The organism is Streptomyces sp. NPDC001903 (assembly GCF_042891345.1).
In the GTDB taxonomy this organism is placed as follows: domain Bacteria; phylum Actinomycetota; class Actinomycetes; order Streptomycetales; family Streptomycetaceae; genus Streptomyces.
The window spans coordinates 339982-356252 of record NZ_JBIASZ010000002.1; the positions used below are offsets into that span (position 1 = coordinate 339982).

Annotated in this window: 15 protein-coding genes; 10 read left to right on the plus strand and 5 right to left on the minus strand. The window is 74.6% G+C overall.

The window, feature by feature from the left end; genetic code table 11:
* Window positions 1–134: 134 nt before the first annotated feature.
* On the minus strand, window positions 135–968 hold the full coding sequence (locus ACFYZS_RS05195; protein WP_389007002.1) for an AraC family transcriptional regulator: 834 nt from the start codon (window positions 966–968) through the stop codon (window positions 135–137).
* Window positions 969–996: 28 nt separating this feature from the next.
* Here ACFYZS_RS05195 and ACFYZS_RS05200 point away from each other — a divergent pair, with 28 nt between their 5' ends.
* From ACFYZS_RS05200 to ACFYZS_RS05215, 4 genes are all read left to right on the plus strand, one after another.
* Complete coding sequence (locus ACFYZS_RS05200; RefSeq protein WP_389007004.1) at window positions 997–1470, plus strand: DUF2000 family protein; 474 nt, start codon at window positions 997–999, stop codon at window positions 1468–1470.
* A 136-nt stretch (window positions 1471–1606) separates the two neighbouring features.
* Window positions 1607–2611, plus strand: a complete 1005-nt coding sequence (locus ACFYZS_RS05205; protein ID WP_389007006.1) for a hypothetical protein — start codon at window positions 1607–1609, stop codon at window positions 2609–2611.
* 96 nt (window positions 2612–2707) lie between these two features.
* Window positions 2708–3823, plus strand: coding sequence for a C40 family peptidase (locus ACFYZS_RS05210; RefSeq protein WP_389007008.1), 1116 nt, complete (start codon window positions 2708–2710; stop codon window positions 3821–3823).
* A 73-nt stretch (window positions 3824–3896) separates the two neighbouring features.
* The gene (locus ACFYZS_RS05215; RefSeq protein WP_389007009.1) at window positions 3897–4451 is read left to right on the plus strand and encodes a GNAT family N-acetyltransferase; all 555 of its coding nucleotides are present in this window, start codon (window positions 3897–3899) and stop codon (window positions 4449–4451) included.
* On the opposite strand, the gene ACFYZS_RS05220 is transcribed toward ACFYZS_RS05215, so the two are convergent.
* Entirely contained in the window at window positions 4448–7147 is a 2700-nt protein-coding gene (locus ACFYZS_RS05220; protein ID WP_389007011.1) for a DUF6493 family protein, read from the minus strand. The two genes, ACFYZS_RS05215 and ACFYZS_RS05220, sit on opposite strands and share 4 nt — an antisense overlap.
* Complete coding sequence (locus ACFYZS_RS05225; protein ID WP_389007013.1) at window positions 7144–8571, minus strand: SWIM zinc finger family protein; 1428 nt, start codon at window positions 8569–8571, stop codon at window positions 7144–7146. The genes ACFYZS_RS05220 and ACFYZS_RS05225 overlap by 4 nt, the downstream gene beginning before the upstream one ends.
* Window positions 8572–8851: 280 nt before the next feature.
* On the opposite strand from ACFYZS_RS05225, the gene ACFYZS_RS05230 reads away from it, so the two are divergent.
* Both ACFYZS_RS05230 and ACFYZS_RS05235 read left to right on the plus strand, forming a co-directional pair.
* The gene (locus tag ACFYZS_RS05230; protein ID WP_389007015.1) at window positions 8852–10432 is read left to right on the plus strand and encodes an FG-GAP-like repeat-containing protein; all 1581 of its coding nucleotides are present in this window, start codon (window positions 8852–8854) and stop codon (window positions 10430–10432) included.
* Between the two features lie 129 nt (window positions 10433–10561).
* Window positions 10562–11092, plus strand: coding sequence for a 2'-5' RNA ligase family protein (locus tag ACFYZS_RS05235; RefSeq protein ID WP_389007017.1), 531 nt, complete (start codon window positions 10562–10564; stop codon window positions 11090–11092).
* 21 nt (window positions 11093–11113) lie between these two features.
* Here ACFYZS_RS05235 and ACFYZS_RS05240 read toward each other — a convergent pair whose 3' ends face one another.
* Window positions 11114–11485 carry a winged helix-turn-helix transcriptional regulator gene (locus ACFYZS_RS05240; protein WP_389007018.1) on the minus strand — a complete coding sequence of 124 codons (372 nt, stop codon included), beginning with the start codon at window positions 11483–11485 and terminating at the stop codon, window positions 11114–11116.
* Between the two features lie 90 nt (window positions 11486–11575).
* Between ACFYZS_RS05240 and ACFYZS_RS05245 the strand changes: the two genes are divergently transcribed.
* Entirely contained in the window at window positions 11576–12415 is an 840-nt protein-coding gene (locus ACFYZS_RS05245; protein ID WP_389007020.1) for an SDR family oxidoreductase, read from the plus strand.
* Between the two features lie 93 nt (window positions 12416–12508).
* Here ACFYZS_RS05245 and ACFYZS_RS05250 read toward each other — a convergent pair whose 3' ends face one another.
* A complete protein-coding gene (locus ACFYZS_RS05250; RefSeq protein ID WP_389007022.1) occupies window positions 12509–13474 on the minus strand; it encodes an amidohydrolase family protein in 966 nt (321 codons plus the stop codon).
* A 353-nt stretch (window positions 13475–13827) separates the two neighbouring features.
* On the opposite strand from ACFYZS_RS05250, the gene ACFYZS_RS05255 reads away from it, so the two are divergent.
* Genes ACFYZS_RS05255 through ACFYZS_RS05265 form a run of 3 tightly spaced genes read left to right on the plus strand, consistent with a single transcriptional unit; the run spans window position 13828 to window position 16265 of the window.
* Window positions 13828–14943, plus strand: coding sequence for a hypothetical protein (locus ACFYZS_RS05255; protein WP_389007024.1), 1116 nt, complete (start codon window positions 13828–13830; stop codon window positions 14941–14943).
* Window positions 14940–15608 carry a hypothetical protein gene (locus ACFYZS_RS05260; protein WP_389007026.1) on the plus strand — a complete coding sequence of 223 codons (669 nt, stop codon included), beginning with the start codon at window positions 14940–14942 and terminating at the stop codon, window positions 15606–15608. Before ACFYZS_RS05255 ends, ACFYZS_RS05260 begins: the two co-directional genes overlap by 4 nt.
* Window positions 15609–15611: 3 nt before the next feature.
* On the plus strand, window positions 15612–16265 hold the full coding sequence (locus ACFYZS_RS05265; protein ID WP_389007028.1) for an RES family NAD+ phosphorylase: 654 nt from the start codon (window positions 15612–15614) through the stop codon (window positions 16263–16265).
* Window positions 16266–16271 lie beyond the last annotated feature (6 nt).

Sequence of the window (16271 nt, forward strand, 5' to 3'; positions counted from 1 at the left end):
CGCCCTGCGGGCCCCCGCCAGCACTGTGGGGCCACCCCCTAGGGGGTGTCCGCAAAGTCCTGGCGGGCGCCCCGCCAAGGTGGCGGACGTGCGGCACCGGACGCCGCGGGCGGTGCGTGGGAGTTGGCCGAGGGTCACAAGCGGGCGTAGCGCCCGGGGGTGGTGCCCACGACTCGCTTGAAGTGCCGGGTGAAGTGGGACTGGTCGTGGAATCCCGCCTCGACCGCCACCTCCGCGGCCGGGCGGCCGTCGAGGAGCAGCCTGCGGGCCAGGGCGACTCGGCGCGAGATGAGGTACTGGTGCGGGGCGATACCGAAGGCGGCGCTGAACGAGCGAACGAGATGGGCGGGGTGGGCCTGAATCAGCCCGGCCGCTTCCGGAAGGGAGATGCCCGCGACCACCCGCTCGTCGAGGAGTTCGCGCAGGCCGCCCGCGATGCCGTGGCGGTCGCCGGCCCGGGGCGATGCAGCGCGGCCGTCGGGAAGTTCGGTGCGCGGCCGGAGCAGCAGCCGCAGCCGTTCGCCGATGAGGGCCAGCCGGCTCTCCGCCTCGAATTCGTCACCGGGGGAGGTCAGGGCCCGGTGGAGCTGCCCGACGCGTCGGCGCAGGACCGCGTCGGCGAGGTCCGGACCGTCCACGGCGGCGCCGATGAAGCGCTCGTCCAGCACCGTCGTGTCGAGGTACACGACGCGCTTGCGGAACCCGTGCGAGGTGGCGGCGGAGCCGTTGTGCGCAACCTGGGGCGGGAGCAGGCTCACGGTGCCGCCCGGGGTGCCGCGCCGGTGGCGGTCCAGGTCGTAACGGACGGCGCCGTCATCGACGATCAGCAGCGTCCACTCGTCGTGGACGTGCATGGGGTACGCGTGCGCGGTGAAGCGGGCGTGGAAGACCTCGACGACACCCGCGACCCGCGGGCGCCAGGCCGAGACTTCCTGCTGGAGCTGCACGCAAAGAACGTACAAGACCATGCCGGGCCGCGCCCCGCAGTCTCATGCCATGAGCAATGAGACGAAGAACGAGAACAACGAGCAGGCCCCAGCGGGCGGCGCGGACGCGCCCGTGCGCTTCGACACCAAGATCACGGTGCTGCTGCGCGACGACCTCGAGACGTGGCAGCGACTCAATGTCACCGCGTTCCTCGTCAGCGGGCTCGGAACCGCCCTGCCCGAGGTGGTCGGCGAGCCGTACCGGGACGCCGACGGCACCCCTTACCTGCCGATGTTCCGCCAGCCCGTTCTGGTCTTCGAGGGCGGCAAGGAAACGGTGACGGCGGCGCACGAGCGGGCGGTGCGGCGCGGACTGCCGACGGCGGTCTTCACCTCGGACCTGTTCGGCACGGGCCACGACCGTGCGAACCGGGCAGCGGTGGCAGCCGTGGGCAAGGACCGGCTCGACCTGGTCGGGATCGCCGTTTACGGACCGCGCAACTCCGTGGACAAGGTCCTCAAGGGCGCCCGCATGCACGGGTGAGCGGCGCCCTGCCCCATCGGTACGGCGGGTCCCGCCGGGATGCCGCTGCATCACGAGCCGCCGGTGGCCCGCTGGATGGGGTCGTGGCGACTACGATGCGTGGGTTCGGCAGGGCAGGACGGCGGGGGTGCGTGGCATGAGCGGTTACGGCGGGGGCGGGTACGGGGGTCCGGTGGACGGCCCGGGCAGTCAGCCGCCGACGGGGTGGGCGGGCCAGGGCGCCACGGCTCCGCCGCCGGGGTATCCGTACGCACAGCCGACCCCGCCGCCGGGGTACCCGTACGCACAGCCGACCCCGCCGCCGGGGTACCCGTACGCACAGCCGACCCCGCCGCCGGGGTACCCGTACGCGTGGGGCGGCCATCCGCCGGTCCCGCCGCCGCGCGTCGAGCCCTCGCGGGGCCGGAAGATCCTGCGCGGCCTCTACAACCCGTTCTACGCCTCCCAGCTCGCCTTCCGTCCTTCGCGTCCGGGGATCGTGAGCGATCCGGAGGTCCGCAAGCTCCAGCTGTGGCGTACCGCGCTGGGGCTCGTGGCCTGGGTGGGCCTGATGGTCGCCTACAAAGCCGTCGTCAGCGCCGACGACGTCAAGGCCGCGGCGGACGACCGCTTCAACCAGAGCTGGTCCAGCGTTCTGGTGCTGGTCTGCACCTTCCCGGTGGTGGTCGGCGCGTTCGTGGCTGCAGCCCGGGGCGGGTTGCGGCGCATCTACCTGCGCCGGGCCCTGCGTTCGCTCGGCGCGGTGGTGGCCATCATGGCGTCCATGGGCACCTCGGCGCTCGCGATGGCCCCGGAGTTGGCGGGGCTGCGGGACGCCGTCGGACTGCCGGGAAAGATCGTCATCGGGGTGCTGTGCCTGTGGTCGATCGGTTTCGCCCTCTACGGCATCGGCCTGTCGCTCGTGCACGTCTTCCGAACCGCCGACATCCACGAGGTGGTGCCGCCGGTCCTCGCCGGCATCCTGGTGTGGGAGATGGCCCTCCTGGACGTGGTCACAGGCGCCTACCCGCAGGTCCCTGCGGGGGCCAGGGCGGTCTTCATCCTCGGCGCCCCCATCACCGTCACGGCCCTGTCCTGGTGGGAGGTGCACCGACTGCGCCGCCACCACGGGCTGACCGTCCGTACCGCGCTGGGGCGGTGAGCCTTCGTGGCCGGACCGCGGGGGGGCCGGCCGGGTCGGAGGGGTTCGCAAGGTTCGCAGGGTTCGCAGGGGCGCTGTCCTGGACAGGATCGACGCATGTACTCCGTGAAGACCGTTCTGACGGCCACCGCCGCGATGCTCCTCGCCCTCGCCACTCCGGCCGCGGCAGTCCCCGCGGCTCCCAACACCTTGGCCCGCCCCTCCGTTTCAACCGCGCCACCGCGTCCCTGCGACGGCGCCGCGACCTGCTACGTCGACGTGACGGTCGCTCAGGTCTGGGTGAGCCCCGAAGAGGTCCGGCCCGTGGATGCCAAAGCGACCACCAATCCCGCGGACATCCGCGGCTGGTTGACCGCCATGTCCCTGGACGAGCGGCGTGACGTCGCCGGGGAGACGCAGGCTCTCCACGGCGTCCGGGTGACCGTCGACCGCACCCAGTGGCACGGCGGTCTGCTCTGGGACCACGTGTGGGTGCACGGCCAGCCCACCCCCAGGGACCAGGCGGGACGGGGCGCCTACCCCGGCTGGATTCCCGACCGGCAGCTGACCTCGGAGCACCGGCGCCCGCCCGGCGGTACGCACGAGGAGCGCGTTGCCCGCCCCACGGCCCGGGGGTTCGCCACCGCCCAGGCCGCGCTGGCCGGCCGCCCCTCCGGGCAGGTGGGCGAATACTCGTACAACACGTCCTTCCCGGTGAAGCCCGGTCCGCTGCCCGGGGTCGTCGCCGCCTACTCCCCCAGCGGCGGCCGGCTGTTCTTCCGGGCCGACGACCTGGCGAGGGTGCCGGCCGCACCGAGCGGCGCGGACGTGGTCGCCGCCGCGCGCGCCTTCCTCGGTCTGCCCTACCTGTGGTCGGGCACCTCCGGATTCGGCTACGACTGCTCCGGCCTCACCGGCCAGGTCTACTCCGCCCTCGGCCTGACGATCCCCCGGGACGCCCAGCCGCAGTTCGACGCGGGCGGCGGGCAGGTACCCGCCGGCTCGGCCGCGGGGGTGCGGATCACCGGTACGGAGGACCTCAGGCCCGGCGACATCGTCGCCTTCCGCCCCGCCACCGGCACCGTGGTCACCCACGTCGGCATCTATTCGGGGACGAGGAACGGCGAACCCATGATGATCAACTCGCCGCGCACCGGTGACCCGGTCAGGGAGGAGCCGATCGGCTCCACCGGCCGCGTCTACGTGGGCGCCACCCGCTTCCTCACCCGCTGACGCGCGAATCGCGGCGCTGCGCCGGGGATTCGTCGTGTGATCTTCTGTTCGGATGAGCATCCAGCATCGAGCCATGTCGTCCCGTACGCCGTCGTCACGCGTTGAACTGTGCCCGCTCACCCTCGCCGACCAGGACGAGTTCTGCTCGCTCGTGCGGGCCAGTGCGGCGCTCCACCACCCGTGGATGCAGCTGCCCGCCACCGCGGACGCGTTCCAGGAGTGGATGCGGCGCTTCGACGACGGCACCAACCTGGGTTTCCTGATCCGTGTGCAGGAAACCGGTGAAGCCGCCGGCATGGTCAACTTCAACTCGGTCATCCGGGGCCGCTACCAGGGCGCGTCCCTCGGCTACGCGGCCTTCGCCCCGTCCGCCGGGCGGGGGTACATGGCCGAAGGGCTCGCCCTCGCCCTGCGGTACGCCTTCGACGACCTGCGGCTCCACCGGCTGGAGGCGAACATCCAGCCGGGGAACAAGGCGTCCTCGGCTCTGGTACGGCGCCTGGGCTTCGGTTGCGAAGGCCTCTCGCCCGCCTATCTCTACATCGACGGGGCCTGGCGCGACCACGAACGTTGGTCCCTCACCGCACCGGCCCCGTGGACGCCCGACCCTTCCCTCCCCCAGGTCTAGGGGGTCTCCTTCGGATCAGCGCCGTTGCGGTGCAGGGCGTCGCGGAGGCGGGCTGCCTGGGTGACCAGGCGGGAGCGCCCGGGGCGGGCGGCGGTTTCGGCGAGTCCGGCAGGGCAGGGCGACACGGCCCGGGACTGCTCCACGCACTCGGCGGCCGTCTCCAGCAGCTCGCCCGTACCGCGCGGATCGGCGGAGCCCGTGAGCAGGGCGGGCAGGAGTCCGGCGAGGACGGCCCAGGTCGTGGCGTGGGCGCCGGTCGCGGCCGCGGTGCGCAGCGCGTCGGCGAGACGGCTGGGCTTGACCGTGCCCAGGTCCACCAGCTCGGTGAGGTCGGCGCCCAGGCGTACGGCGTCCAGCTCGCCGCGGCCCGCGAGGGTGAGCAGGCCGTCGACCGCGCGGAGCCGGTCTTCGGCGTGGCGGGCGCCGAGCCCGGTGGCGACGGCCAGGTGCAGGGCCGGTCCTGCCGGGCCTCCGGAGGCGGCGAGCCCCGGCAGGATGTCCGTGCCGTCGCGGGCCTCGTCGACGGCGCAGGAGGTGACGGCCGGGAGGGACCAGGCGGCCAGGGTCTCCCGGTCCTCGGGCAGCAGCGCGATCAGGGTTTCGGGGGCTCCGCCGTCCCAGCAGCGGCCCTGCGCCGTGCGCGCCCGCCCCAGGGACCGGAACTGCTCCGGGAACTCCGCGATCACGGTGGCCCGTTCGCCGGTGTCCAGGGCGTGGCGGTCGGGTGTGCCGCCGAAGCGCTGGTACTCGGCCGGCATGGTGCGGCGGGTGACGGCTGCGGGGCGGCCGCCCTCGCCGAGCCAGTTGGCCAGCCGGTCCCCTTCGGGGGTGCCCAGGGCGGTCGCCTCCGGCAGGGCCGAAGCGTCACGGCGAACGCGGAGCAGGGCCTGTGCGAAGTCCGCCGGGGCGGGGGTCTCGCCCAGGCGGGCGTATGCGGCGAGCCGTGCGACGAGCACCTGCGGATCCAGGGCGCCGGTGCTCTGCGTGGGGGTGGCGAGCAGGAAGGGCAGCGGGCGGCTTCCGATGCGCTGCGCGGCCTCTGCCACGCGGGCGTGCCGCACGACGGCCGCGTCACTGTGGTGGCAGTCGCTGCGCCGGCTGAAGAGCGGCTGTCGGGGCCGCGCGGCGGGCCGCACGTCCAGGACGGCTGCGGCCACGTGCTCCAGCCCGGGGAGGTCGCCGGTGTACAGGTGGCGGCGCTCCGGGTCGAGCCAGTAGCGGTCGGCGAGCGCGGGCCGCAGAGCCTCGGCCAGGGCGGTGCGGTCGCGGTGGGCGTGGCGGACCAGGCCGTCCAGGGCCCGCTCGAACTCCTCGACCGTCTCGGTACGGGAGTTGACCACGGCGGCCACGAGCTCCACGGTCTCCGCGACCGTTTCCGGGGCCGGGGCGAGCGGTACGGGCAGCGGGGGCGGCGGCAGGAACTCCTCGTACGGGCCGGTGTCCTCGTCGGGAGCGGCGTCGGCGCCGAAGGCCTCCACCGCCCGCGCACGGTGGACGGGGCTCAGCAGGTGTGCGCGGTCGGCGAGTTCGGCGCGCAGGGCCTGGTCGTCGTCGCCGAGGTGTGCGGCGGCCAGCTTCAGCGCCCGCTCCTGGATGTCGGTGTCCGCATGGCCGAAGGCCTCGCCGAGCACCGGCAGCAGCTCGGGCGCGGCGGCCCGGTCACGGGCCAGGGCCTTGCCGAGGAGCACCAACTGGGCCCGTACGAGCCCGCGCTCGGGGCGGAAGAGCACGGCGGCTGACATCTCGGCCAGTCGGCCGGCGCTGACGTGCCCGGCCGCGGCGAGCCGGGCCACCACCTGCTGCGCGTGGCCGGCCACGGAGGAGGGGGCGTCGGCGGCGATCGCGATCCAGTCGGCGGTCCGCCCCCGCTCCTCCTCTTCGGTCGGCTTCAGGGCTTGCAGGATGGCCCGGTAGGGCTTCAGTACCGGGGCGGTGCCGCCGCGGAGCAGGCGGGCGGTGCATCCGTCGAGGAGGAGGGAGCGGTCGAGGAATCCTTCGTCGGCGAGGGCGGCCAGCGCGGTGGGCCACTGGTGGGGGTCGTCGGGCTCGCACTCCCGCGCGAGGGGGGCGACCGGTTCGGGGGTCTCGAACAGGCGCGGGACGAAGGCGCGGAGGTGGGGATCGCGGCGCAGTGCGTGGGTGAGCGTGCCGCGGGAGCTCCGCAGGGACGTCGCCCAGCCCTCGACGCAGCCGTCGGTGGTGGGCACGGGGCAGCCGGCCCGGCGGACGAGTTCGCTGATCAGCGGGTAGTCGTCCCGGGCGGTGGAGGGCCGCGCGGCGAGCCGGTGGGCGAGGTCGCCGAGCCACTTGGGGTCCCGGTCGGCCAGCGCCTCGACGAGTACGTCGTAGGGCAGCCGGCGCCGGCGGCGCATGTCGCGGCCGCCGATCCAGGAGGCCGCGGCGGCCGCGCCGCTCTGGCAGGCGGCGCCGGCGACCAGCAGGGCCGGGTTGATGCGGTCCCGCTCCTCCCAGCGGGCCCAGCCGTCGGCCCGCAGTTCGCCGCGCAGCTCCTTCAGTCCGGCCAGCAGGTCCCGGCGCCGGGCGCGGTCCAGGGGCTTCAGCAGGGCGGGCAGTGAGCGGGTGCGGCCGGCCCGGACGGCGGCGAGCACATCGGGCGTGTCGAGCGGGATGCCGAGTGGGGTGCTGAGTGGGGTGCCGAGTGGGGTGCCGGGCCGGGTGTCGGGCGGGGTGGTCATCGTGCGTCTCCGGGGGTGGTGGCGGGGGCCGAGGCGGCGGCGGCCGGGTACGGGGTCGTCGCGTTGCGCAGGGCCATGCGCGTCGCGAGGGCGTGCTTGCAGGGGCCGCGGCGGCCCCGGTAGTCGGCCCACCACTGGCAGGTGCAGCTGAGGGCGCCACCGGATTCACGGATCCGGTAGCGGCGTTCGCCGGAGGCCACCACGGCCGTGCCGACGCCGTCGAGGAGGACCGCGCCCTGCTCCAGAAGGGCGCGAGCGGCGACGAGGCGCGGGTTGTGGCGCTCGGCGCGCCGGGCGTCGTACGGCAGTTCGCGGTGGAAGTACGCGGCTTCGGCGAGGTCGTAACCGACCCGGCCGGCCGTGCCCAGACGGGTGAGGGCGGTCCGGACCCGCTCGACGGGGAGGCCGGACTGGTCGGCGAGGTCGGCCGGATCGATACGCGGCTCCCAGGCGAGCAGGACGGACAGCAGCTCCGCGTCCTCGGCGGCCGTGTCGGTGGCGAGGGCCTCCAGCACGCTGCCCTCGCCGGAGAACCCTCGGTCCGCCTCCGGGGAGAGCGTCAGCGTGAGCCGCATGCCGGGGAGCAGGACCTCCCAGGCGGAGGCGGTGGGCGCGGCGCCATCGCCCCGGGGCCCGTAGACGCGCAGGCCGGTGGCCTGTCGCAGGACGCGCTGCAGGGCGGCCAGGCGCTCCGGGCCGGGCAGGCAGACCGCTCCGGGCACGGGGCGCGTGGAGGGGCGCAGCGTCCGGCCCGCGGGCACCACCCACAGCGGCCCGCCCGCCGCACCGCCGCTGCCGGAGGAGGGGCGCGGCAGCGCCCGCAGGTAGCGGACGGCCTCGGTGGCGGTCAGCTCGGCCCGCAGGTCGAACCCGGCGGTGATGGCCTGGGACTCGGCGAAGCCGCGCAGCCACCGGTCGGGCAGGGGCACCTTCTTCTCGACCACCGGGCCGTCGAGGGTGGTGACCGCGAGCTCGTCCGGGCCGACGCGCAGGTGCAGCGGCTCGTCTCCGGCGAGGCGGGACAGTGCCTCGCGCAGCGGGTTGTTGACGTCGACGTTGGTGGTGCCGTGGCCGGTGTCCGCATCGAGGAGGGCTTCGGGCAGGACGTCGAGGCGGGCGTAGACCCCGCAGCATCCGGAGAAGGACTCGAAGCGCAGCCGGTCGCCGTTGGCCGTGACCACGGGGTCGAGCGAGGCCCGCTCGGTCCGCCGGAAGTAGCGGGCCCCGGCCACGTCGGCGACGGCCAGCAGAGCGCGCGCGGCGGCCTGGGGATCGCTCAGGAAACCGGCGAAGAACCGGGGGTGGGCCTCTGCCCCGGCGGGCGTCAGGCCGCCCGCCGTCTCCAGGCCGAGGAGCCGGTTCGTACCGTCTCCGGTCAGCGCGGAGGAGCCCGCGTAGGCGAAGGTGTGTGCGGTTCGCGTCATGTCTTCGACGCTACGGGGGGCCACTGACAACGCCGTTGGCGAAGCCGGGGGTCGTGCCGGCCACCCGCTCGGTGCCCGCGTCCGCGCGCAGGGGGCCCACCGCCGGCGAGCCGCCGCTGCCCGGCGGGATGAACGCCTCGCGGGACTCCGTCGAGCGGAGCCCCGCGGCGCATCGCGCACAATGGCTCCCGAGCACAGGCAAAGGCCCGCCGCCATCGGCCCCTTCCGGGTTCCCGTGGCCGCGCCGGGTCGGCGCCCTCCCTGAGACAAGGCAACCCTGATGAACAGACGCACCGCCTCCCTCCTCTGCGCGGCCATGGCCGCCGGCACGCTCCTGTGCGGGCCGGCCCCGGCCGGCGCCGCGCCCGGCGCGGAGCCGGCGGCCGGTCCGCAAGCGGTGAGGATCATGCCGCTCGGCGACTCCATCACTCTGGGCGCGGGCAGCTCCGACGGCTCCGGGTACCGCGGCCCGCTCTGGAACCTGCTGGCCCAGCAGTCCCGGTACGTCCCCGACTTCGTGGGCTCGGGAACCTCCGGCGGGGCCGGCGACGCCGACCACGAGGGCCACAGCGGCTACACCGTCGCGGGGATCCGGTCCGGCATCGACCGGTGGCAGGCGGGTGCCGCCCCGGACGTGGTCCTGCTCCACCTGGGCATCAACGACATCCGGCACCACCAGGCCGACCCGGTGGACACCGCGCACCAAGTGCTCGCGCTCGTCGACCGGATGCGGGCCAACAACCCCTACGTCACGGTCGTCGTCCAGGGACTCCTGACCGACACGCCGGGGTGGGAGCAGCAGACCTCGGCGTTCAACGCCGTCGTCCAGGCCGAGGAGGCGCCCCGGCAGGCGGCCGGGCAGCGCTTCCGCTACGTGCCGCCGCCCCGGATGGACAACCCGGGCGAACTGCCGGACCAGTTGCACCCCTCCGACTCCGGGTACCGGAAGATGGCCGCCGCGTACCGGCCTGCGATCGACGAGGCCGTGGCGGGCGGGTGGACGAGCCGGCCGTACGTCTCGCGCGCCGGGAACGAGTCGGGGGCGGACGGGCGCGTGCGGTGGGCGGACTTCGACGGCGACGGCCGGCCGGACCACGTGGCCATCGCGGACGACGGCAGGGTGTCCGTCCGTCTCAACCGGGGCGGCAGCACTCCCGGCGGCGCCGGCTGGGAAGATCTGGGCCAGGTCGCCCGGGGCACCACCACCGAGCGCCGGCGCGTACGGCTGGCCGACTTCGACGGCGACGGCCGCTTCGACTACCTCGTGGTGAACGCCGACGGTTCGGTCAACGCCTGGATCAACAAGGGCGGCGACAAGGCCGGCCAGGCCGGCTGGCAGGAGATCGGCCGGGTCGCCACCGGCCTGACCCAGGACCTCACCAAGGTCCGCTTCGCCGACTGGGACGGCGACGGCCGCACCGACTACCTGCTGTTCAACGACTCCAACAACCTCGACGTGTACCTCAACAGGGGCGGCGACACCTCGGGCACCCAAGGCTGGCGGGGCGTGGGACGGGTCACCACCGCCGTCAACGACCGCAACCGGGTGCGCTTCGCGGACAACGACGGCGACAACAGGGCCGACTACCACTTCATCAAGCCCGGCGGCGGAGTCGACCTCTACCGCAACCGGGGCGGCGACGTGACCGGGCCCAACGGCTGGGAATGGGCCGGGGAGATCGCCACCGGCGTCACGACCGACCACGGCAGGGTCCACTTCGCCGACTTCAACGGCGACGCCCGCGCCGACTACCTCGTGGCCGATCCGGACGGCGGTGCCTCCGTCTGGCTGTGGAACGGCGGCGACCCCGCCGGCCCGAACGGCTGGACCGGCATCGGCCGGGTCGTCGGCGGCAGCTGACCGGCCCCGCCCGCCCGGCCCCGAACTCGGCCCTCCCGGTGGCCCGGTGCCCCCGCGCGGCCCCGCACGCATTCCGACGGCGGGCCGCGCAAGGGGCGCAGGAGTGGTCTGGCCTGCGATGATGACGGCATGCCGGATCCAGGGACCACCGCCGTCGTCATCGCCTTGCCCGATGCCGCCCCGCTCCTCGACGCGGCATCGCGTATCGATCCGGCTCTGGTGCGCCGCGGGGTGCCGGCGCACGTCTCGCTCTTCTACCCGTTCGTGCCGGAATCCGCACTGACCAGTGAGGACGAGGAGGCAGTGCGTTCCCTGGCGGCGGGTTTTCCGGCTGCCGATCTGCTCGTGGAGGAGGTCGTGACGGCGCCCGGCTTCGTCGCCGTCACCGTTCCCGGACTGCAGTCGATCGTCGATGCCTTCCATGCCCGGTGGCCCGGGTTGCGCCCGTACAACGGCCGCTTCGGGGCACGGCCCGCCGCCCATGTCACGGTGGCCATGGGTGCGGACGACCCGATGACCGCCGCCCATGTCCGCGCCGCGATCGGCGGTCTGCTGCCGCTGCGCGTCCGTGCGGCGGAGGTACAGCTCGTGGCGCTGACGGAGGAAGGCTGGCGGTCGCGGTTCACCGCGCGGCTCGGCGGCGTCCCCGACGGGGCGTGAACGCCACCGGCCACTCCCCCGCTATTCCCCGTCGCGCGGCGGCAGTCGTCGCGTGATCCGGTCGAACAGGTCCGTCAGCGGTTCGCCGACGTCCTGGCCGAACTCGGTGAGCCCGTAGGTGACCTGGGGCGGTGTCGTCGGCTCGACCTCCCGCCAGACCAGGCCGTCCTGGACCAGCGCGCGCAGGGTCTGGGCGAGCATCTTCTCGCTGATGCCCTGGATGCTCTCGCGCAACTCGTAGAAGCGAAGGGCGTTGCTCCGCAAGGAGATCAGCACCCAGATGCCCCACCTGCTGGTCACGTGGTCGACCACGTCGCGCGCGGGGCAGTCGGTGTGAAACACGTCATACCGCTTGCCCGCCTCGGGCTGCCTGTCCTGCACGCTTCCCGTCATGTCATGAACTTACCTCAAGGTATGTCCTTACCAGAAGTTAGCCCCCCTTCTAGCGTGAGGCCACCAAGGACATCTGACGAGGAGTTGCTCATGATCGTGGTGACCGGGGCCACCGGGAACATCGGCCGGCCGTTGACGCAGGAGCTGGTCAAGGCGGGCCGGCAGGTGACGGCCGTCTCGAGGCATACGGCGGCGGTGCCGGACGGGGCCCGCCACATGGTGGCCGACCTGGCCGATCCGGCCGGCCTCAGGCCCGCGTTGGCGGGGGCGAAGGCGCTGTTCCTGCTGCTCTCCGGCGACCTGCACGCCACCGGAGCCGGCCCCGCCGACATCATCGGCGAGGCCGCGGCCGGCGGGGTCCGCAAGGTCGTCCTGCTCTCCACTCAGGGCGTGGTGACCAGGCCCTTCGGCCCGACGAGGATCGCGATGCGCGCGCTGGAGGACGCGCTGCGCGAATCCGGCCTGGAGTGGGCCGTCCTACGGCCGGGCGGCTTCGCCTCCAACGCCCTGTGGTGGGCCGAGTCCGTCCGCGCACAAGGGGTCGTCGCCGCGCCCTTCGGCGATGTCGGGGTGCCGATCATCGACCCGGCCGACATCGCCGCGGTCGCGGCGGCCTGCCTCCTGGACGACCGGCACACCCACGGCGTCTACGAGCTGACCGGCCCGGAGGTGATCACCCCGCGGGAACAGACGGAGGCCATCGCCGCCGCGCTGGGCGCTCCGGTGAGGTTTCACGAGCTCACCCGCGACGAGGCCAGAGCCGCCATGACCCGGAACATGCCGGCGGAGCTCGCCGACGACACCCTGGACATCCTCGGTTCCCCCAGCCCGGCCGAACTGCGGGTCAGCCCGGACGTCCAACGGGTCCTCGGCCGCGCGCCGCGCCCCTTCTCCGCATGGGCGACCCGCAACGCCGCCGCGTTCCGCTGACGGAGCGGGGCGCCCTCCACCCGTACATCCGGCGGGAAGGGCTCCCGCCCGGCCGCCCGGGGCGTCGTCGTGGTGCGAAGCCGAGCGTGTTTCTCAGGGGGTGAGGCGGGCGGCCAGGGCGGGCAGGAGGCGCAGGGCGTTGGTGCGGCCGATCTCGGCGCGCTGGGCCTCGGTCCAGCCGTCGAACTCGGCGAAGCCGTTGGTGTTCTCCGTGGTGTGGGCGGCGGGCATGAAGGGGTAGTCGCTGCCGTAGAGGATGTGGTCCGTGCCCGTGAGGCGGGTCAGGGCGGGGAGCGCGAAGTCGTTGGCGGACATCGCGATGTCGTAGTGGAGGCGGCCGAGGGTGCCGATGACGTCCTCCGGGGCGCGGTCCTTGAGGTACGCGCCGATGGTGGTGCCGTAGGTGAGGCGGCGGGCCAGGAAGGGGAGGGTGCCGCCGGCGTGCGAGAGGATCATCCGCAGGTCGGGCAGGCGGTCGAGGACGCCGTTGAAGAGCAGGCTGGCCGCGGTGCGGGTGGTCTCGAAGGTGAACTCGTAGAGGGAGACCGGCAGGTCGAAGGTGGCCAGGTCGCGGCTGGGCGGGGCGGCCGGGTGGACGTGGACGGCCGCGCCGCGCTCGGCGATCTCCGCGAAGAGGGGCTCGAACTCGGGGTCGCCGAGGTAGCGGTTGCCGTACGAGGTCAGGACGCCGGCGCCGTCCAGGCCGAGCTCGTCGAGCGCGTAGCGGAGCTCCTCGCGGGCGGCGGCCACGTCGGGGAGGGGCAGGACCGCGAAGGCGCCGAAGCGGGTGGGGTACTCGCGGACCAGCTCGGCGAAGTACTCGTTGACGCGGCGGGCCAGCTTCGGGGCGTCGTCGCCGTCGAGGAAGGTGACACCGGGGGCGGTGATGGACAGGACGGCGGCGGCGATGCCGTGGGCGTCCATGACCTCCAGGCTCTGCTCAGGGGTCCACGTCGGGTAGTCCACGCCGGGGATGGCCTTCCGGTCGCCGAGGGCCTCGGCGTAGAAGGGCGGGATGGCGTGGTGGTGGACATCGATCAGACCGGTGGGTGCGGGCATGCGGAGGCTCCTGGCGTGAGGACGGGGCCCGGCGAAGTCTTCGCCGTTCGATGGGCGTCGCGTGGACCATAAGGCCGCGGCGGGCGACCGGCCTCGGGCGAGGGCGTTCTCCTGTCAACTCCCGAATGGGGAGGGTCGGTTCGAAGACGCGCCGGAGGCGGTTCCGGGGTGCGGGCGCGGGCGGGCTCGGGGCGGTCCTCGCCCGTGGCGCGGCCGTCCGACCCGGATCCGACCCGGACCCGCCCGGCCGCGACCGGCGGGCGCCCCGGAGCCGACCGGGCCGCTGCGCACCATGGGAGAAGAGGGCCGGTTCCGGCTTGTACGGGGCGCGCGGGCGGTGCGATCCTTCCGCCATGTCGCCCACACAACTGCCGGACCACGGGGAAGTCCTCGCGGAGGTGAGGGAAGTGCGGCGGGCCGGGATCGTCCGACTGCGTGAGCTCCGGCTCCCGCTGCTCACCGGCATGTCGGCCGAGCAGGGGGAAGCCGGCTCCGGGGGTCCGCACTTCCCCGCCGTCGAGCGGCTGCTGCGCACCGCCGTCGCCGCCATGGGCGGGGGCACCCTCCAGGAAGCCGCCGAGTACAGCCTCGGTCTCGCCCGCGGCACCCGGGACTGGCCCCCCGCCGACCGGCGCAGGCGGGCCGCCCAGGTGTACGGGGTCAGCGTGGAGCGCTTCCGCAAACACCAGGAGCTGATGGTGCTCGGGCAGCTGGCCGAGCTGCTCGTACGCGGCCACACCGCGGGCTCCTTACCCGCCTTGCCCGGCGACGGCGCCGACCGTCCTCCCGTGCGCGGCGGGGCGAGCCGTCGACTGGCCCCCAGCCACCGGCCGGTCACCGTCCTCGTGGGCGGCCGCGAGCACCGGCTCACCCTGCACGTGCACGCCGCCGACCTGCTGCGCGACATCGACGTGGTGGTCTCGCCGTCGAACACCCACTTCGCCCTGCCCGAGCCGTACAAGTCCTCCGTCGCCGCCACCCTGCGTCGCGCGGGCGCCGTACGGGATCCCGCCGGCCGCATCGTCGAGGACCGCATCCGCGACGAACTGCGGGCCTGGACCGACCGGTACGCCCCGCGGGGACTCCCGGTGGCTCCCGGCACGGTCGCCGTGACCGGCGCCGGGGCCCTCGAAGAGCAGGGCGTCCGCCACATCCACCACGCCGCCGTGGCGGTACCCCGCCCCGGCACCAACGACTACGACGTCCTGCCGGCGGACGTCACCCGCGCCGTCACCCGCGTCTTCGCCCTGCTGGCGGGCGGCCCCGGCCGGACCTCCGTCTGCCTCCCCCTGATGGGCGCCGGCCGTGGCGGCCTCGCGCCCGCCGACAGCCTCGCCGCCGTCTGGACCGCCGTCGAGGCCGAGCTGGCCCGCGGCGGCGACTGGGACGTCCACCTCCTGGTGCGCAGACCCGAACGCGCCGACCTGGTGGCGGAGTTGCTCACGAACGCGGGGGGAAGCCGGACATGACCGACCCGTACGCGCGGCTGGCCGCCGCGGCCGCCGACTGGGACGAGCTGCGCCCCCGGCTGGACCCCGCCGCCCTGCGCCGACTCGCCCTCCTCCTCACCACGTTGCGCACGGAGACCGGCGGAGCGGCCCGGCGCGCGGCACTGCTCGCCGCCCGGCTGCTGGAGGAGCGGCTGCCCGACCGGTTCCCCGGCGAGAGCCGGCTCGCCGCCGCCCCCGAGGCTCCCTCCGCCGAAGCCCCCACCGCCGACCACCTCGGCTTCACCGCCGACGACCTGGCCGTCCTCGTCCTCGACGGGCACCGCATGGCCGGTCCGGTCCTCGGGGAGGTCCGCGACCGCCTTCTCGCGGCCCCCGCCCTCGGGGACGCCGAAGTCCTCGAGGGCGGCAGCGACCCGTACGCCCCGCACCTGATCCGGCTGCCCTCCTCCGGCGGGCTGGTCCGCCTGCCCGCCTTCCAGTTCACCGCCGGCGGCCGGGTCCGCCCGGTCGTCCGCGAGGTCAACCTCCTGTTGGGCGCTGCCGCGGATCCCTGGGGCGCCGCCGACTGGTGGCTCTCGCCGAACGCCTGGCTGGACGGGTGCGCGGCCCCCATCTCCCTGCTGGACACCCCTGACGAGCAACGGCTCGCCGGGACCGCCGCGTTCCTCGCCGAAGGGGAGTAGTCCGTGCCCAACTACCGGCCGCCCGCCGAGCCGGCCGGCACCCCCGCCAAGGTGACCCTCGCCGCCGGCACCCCGCTCTACCGGGTGCACTCCGCGCGCCGGCCCGGCGGCTCCTTCAACCCGGTCCCCGCCCACTGCCTCTACGGCGGCGGCCGCTTCGACTCCACGTCCTGCGACCGGTACGGCTACCTGTACGCGGGGCTCACCCCGCAGGCCGCCGTCAGCGAGAGCGTCCTGCACTCACTGCCCTTCGACCCGTCGGGCGCGGCCCGGCTGGTGCCCCGGGCGGCCGTCGCCGGCCGTCTGCTCTCGGAGCTGCGCCTGACGGAGTCCCTCGACGTCGTCGCGCTGGTCACGGGGCAGGATCTGGCCGCCGTGCACCAGGACGGCTGGCTGGTGCAGGCGGAGGCCCGCGACTACCCGTACACCCGCGACTGGGCGCACTGGATACGCCGGCACACCGACCCGTGGGCGCAGGGCTTCCTGTGGTCCTCCAAACGCGAGCCGGGCGAACGGGCCCTGGTCCTCTTCGCCGACCGCTGCCCGCCCACCGCCCTGGCACCCACCGGCGAGGACCCGGTCGACTTCACGACGCCCGAAGGCCGCCACTGGCTCGACCGGATCCTCCTGCCCTATCACGCGCGCCTCGCGCCCTGAGCCCAT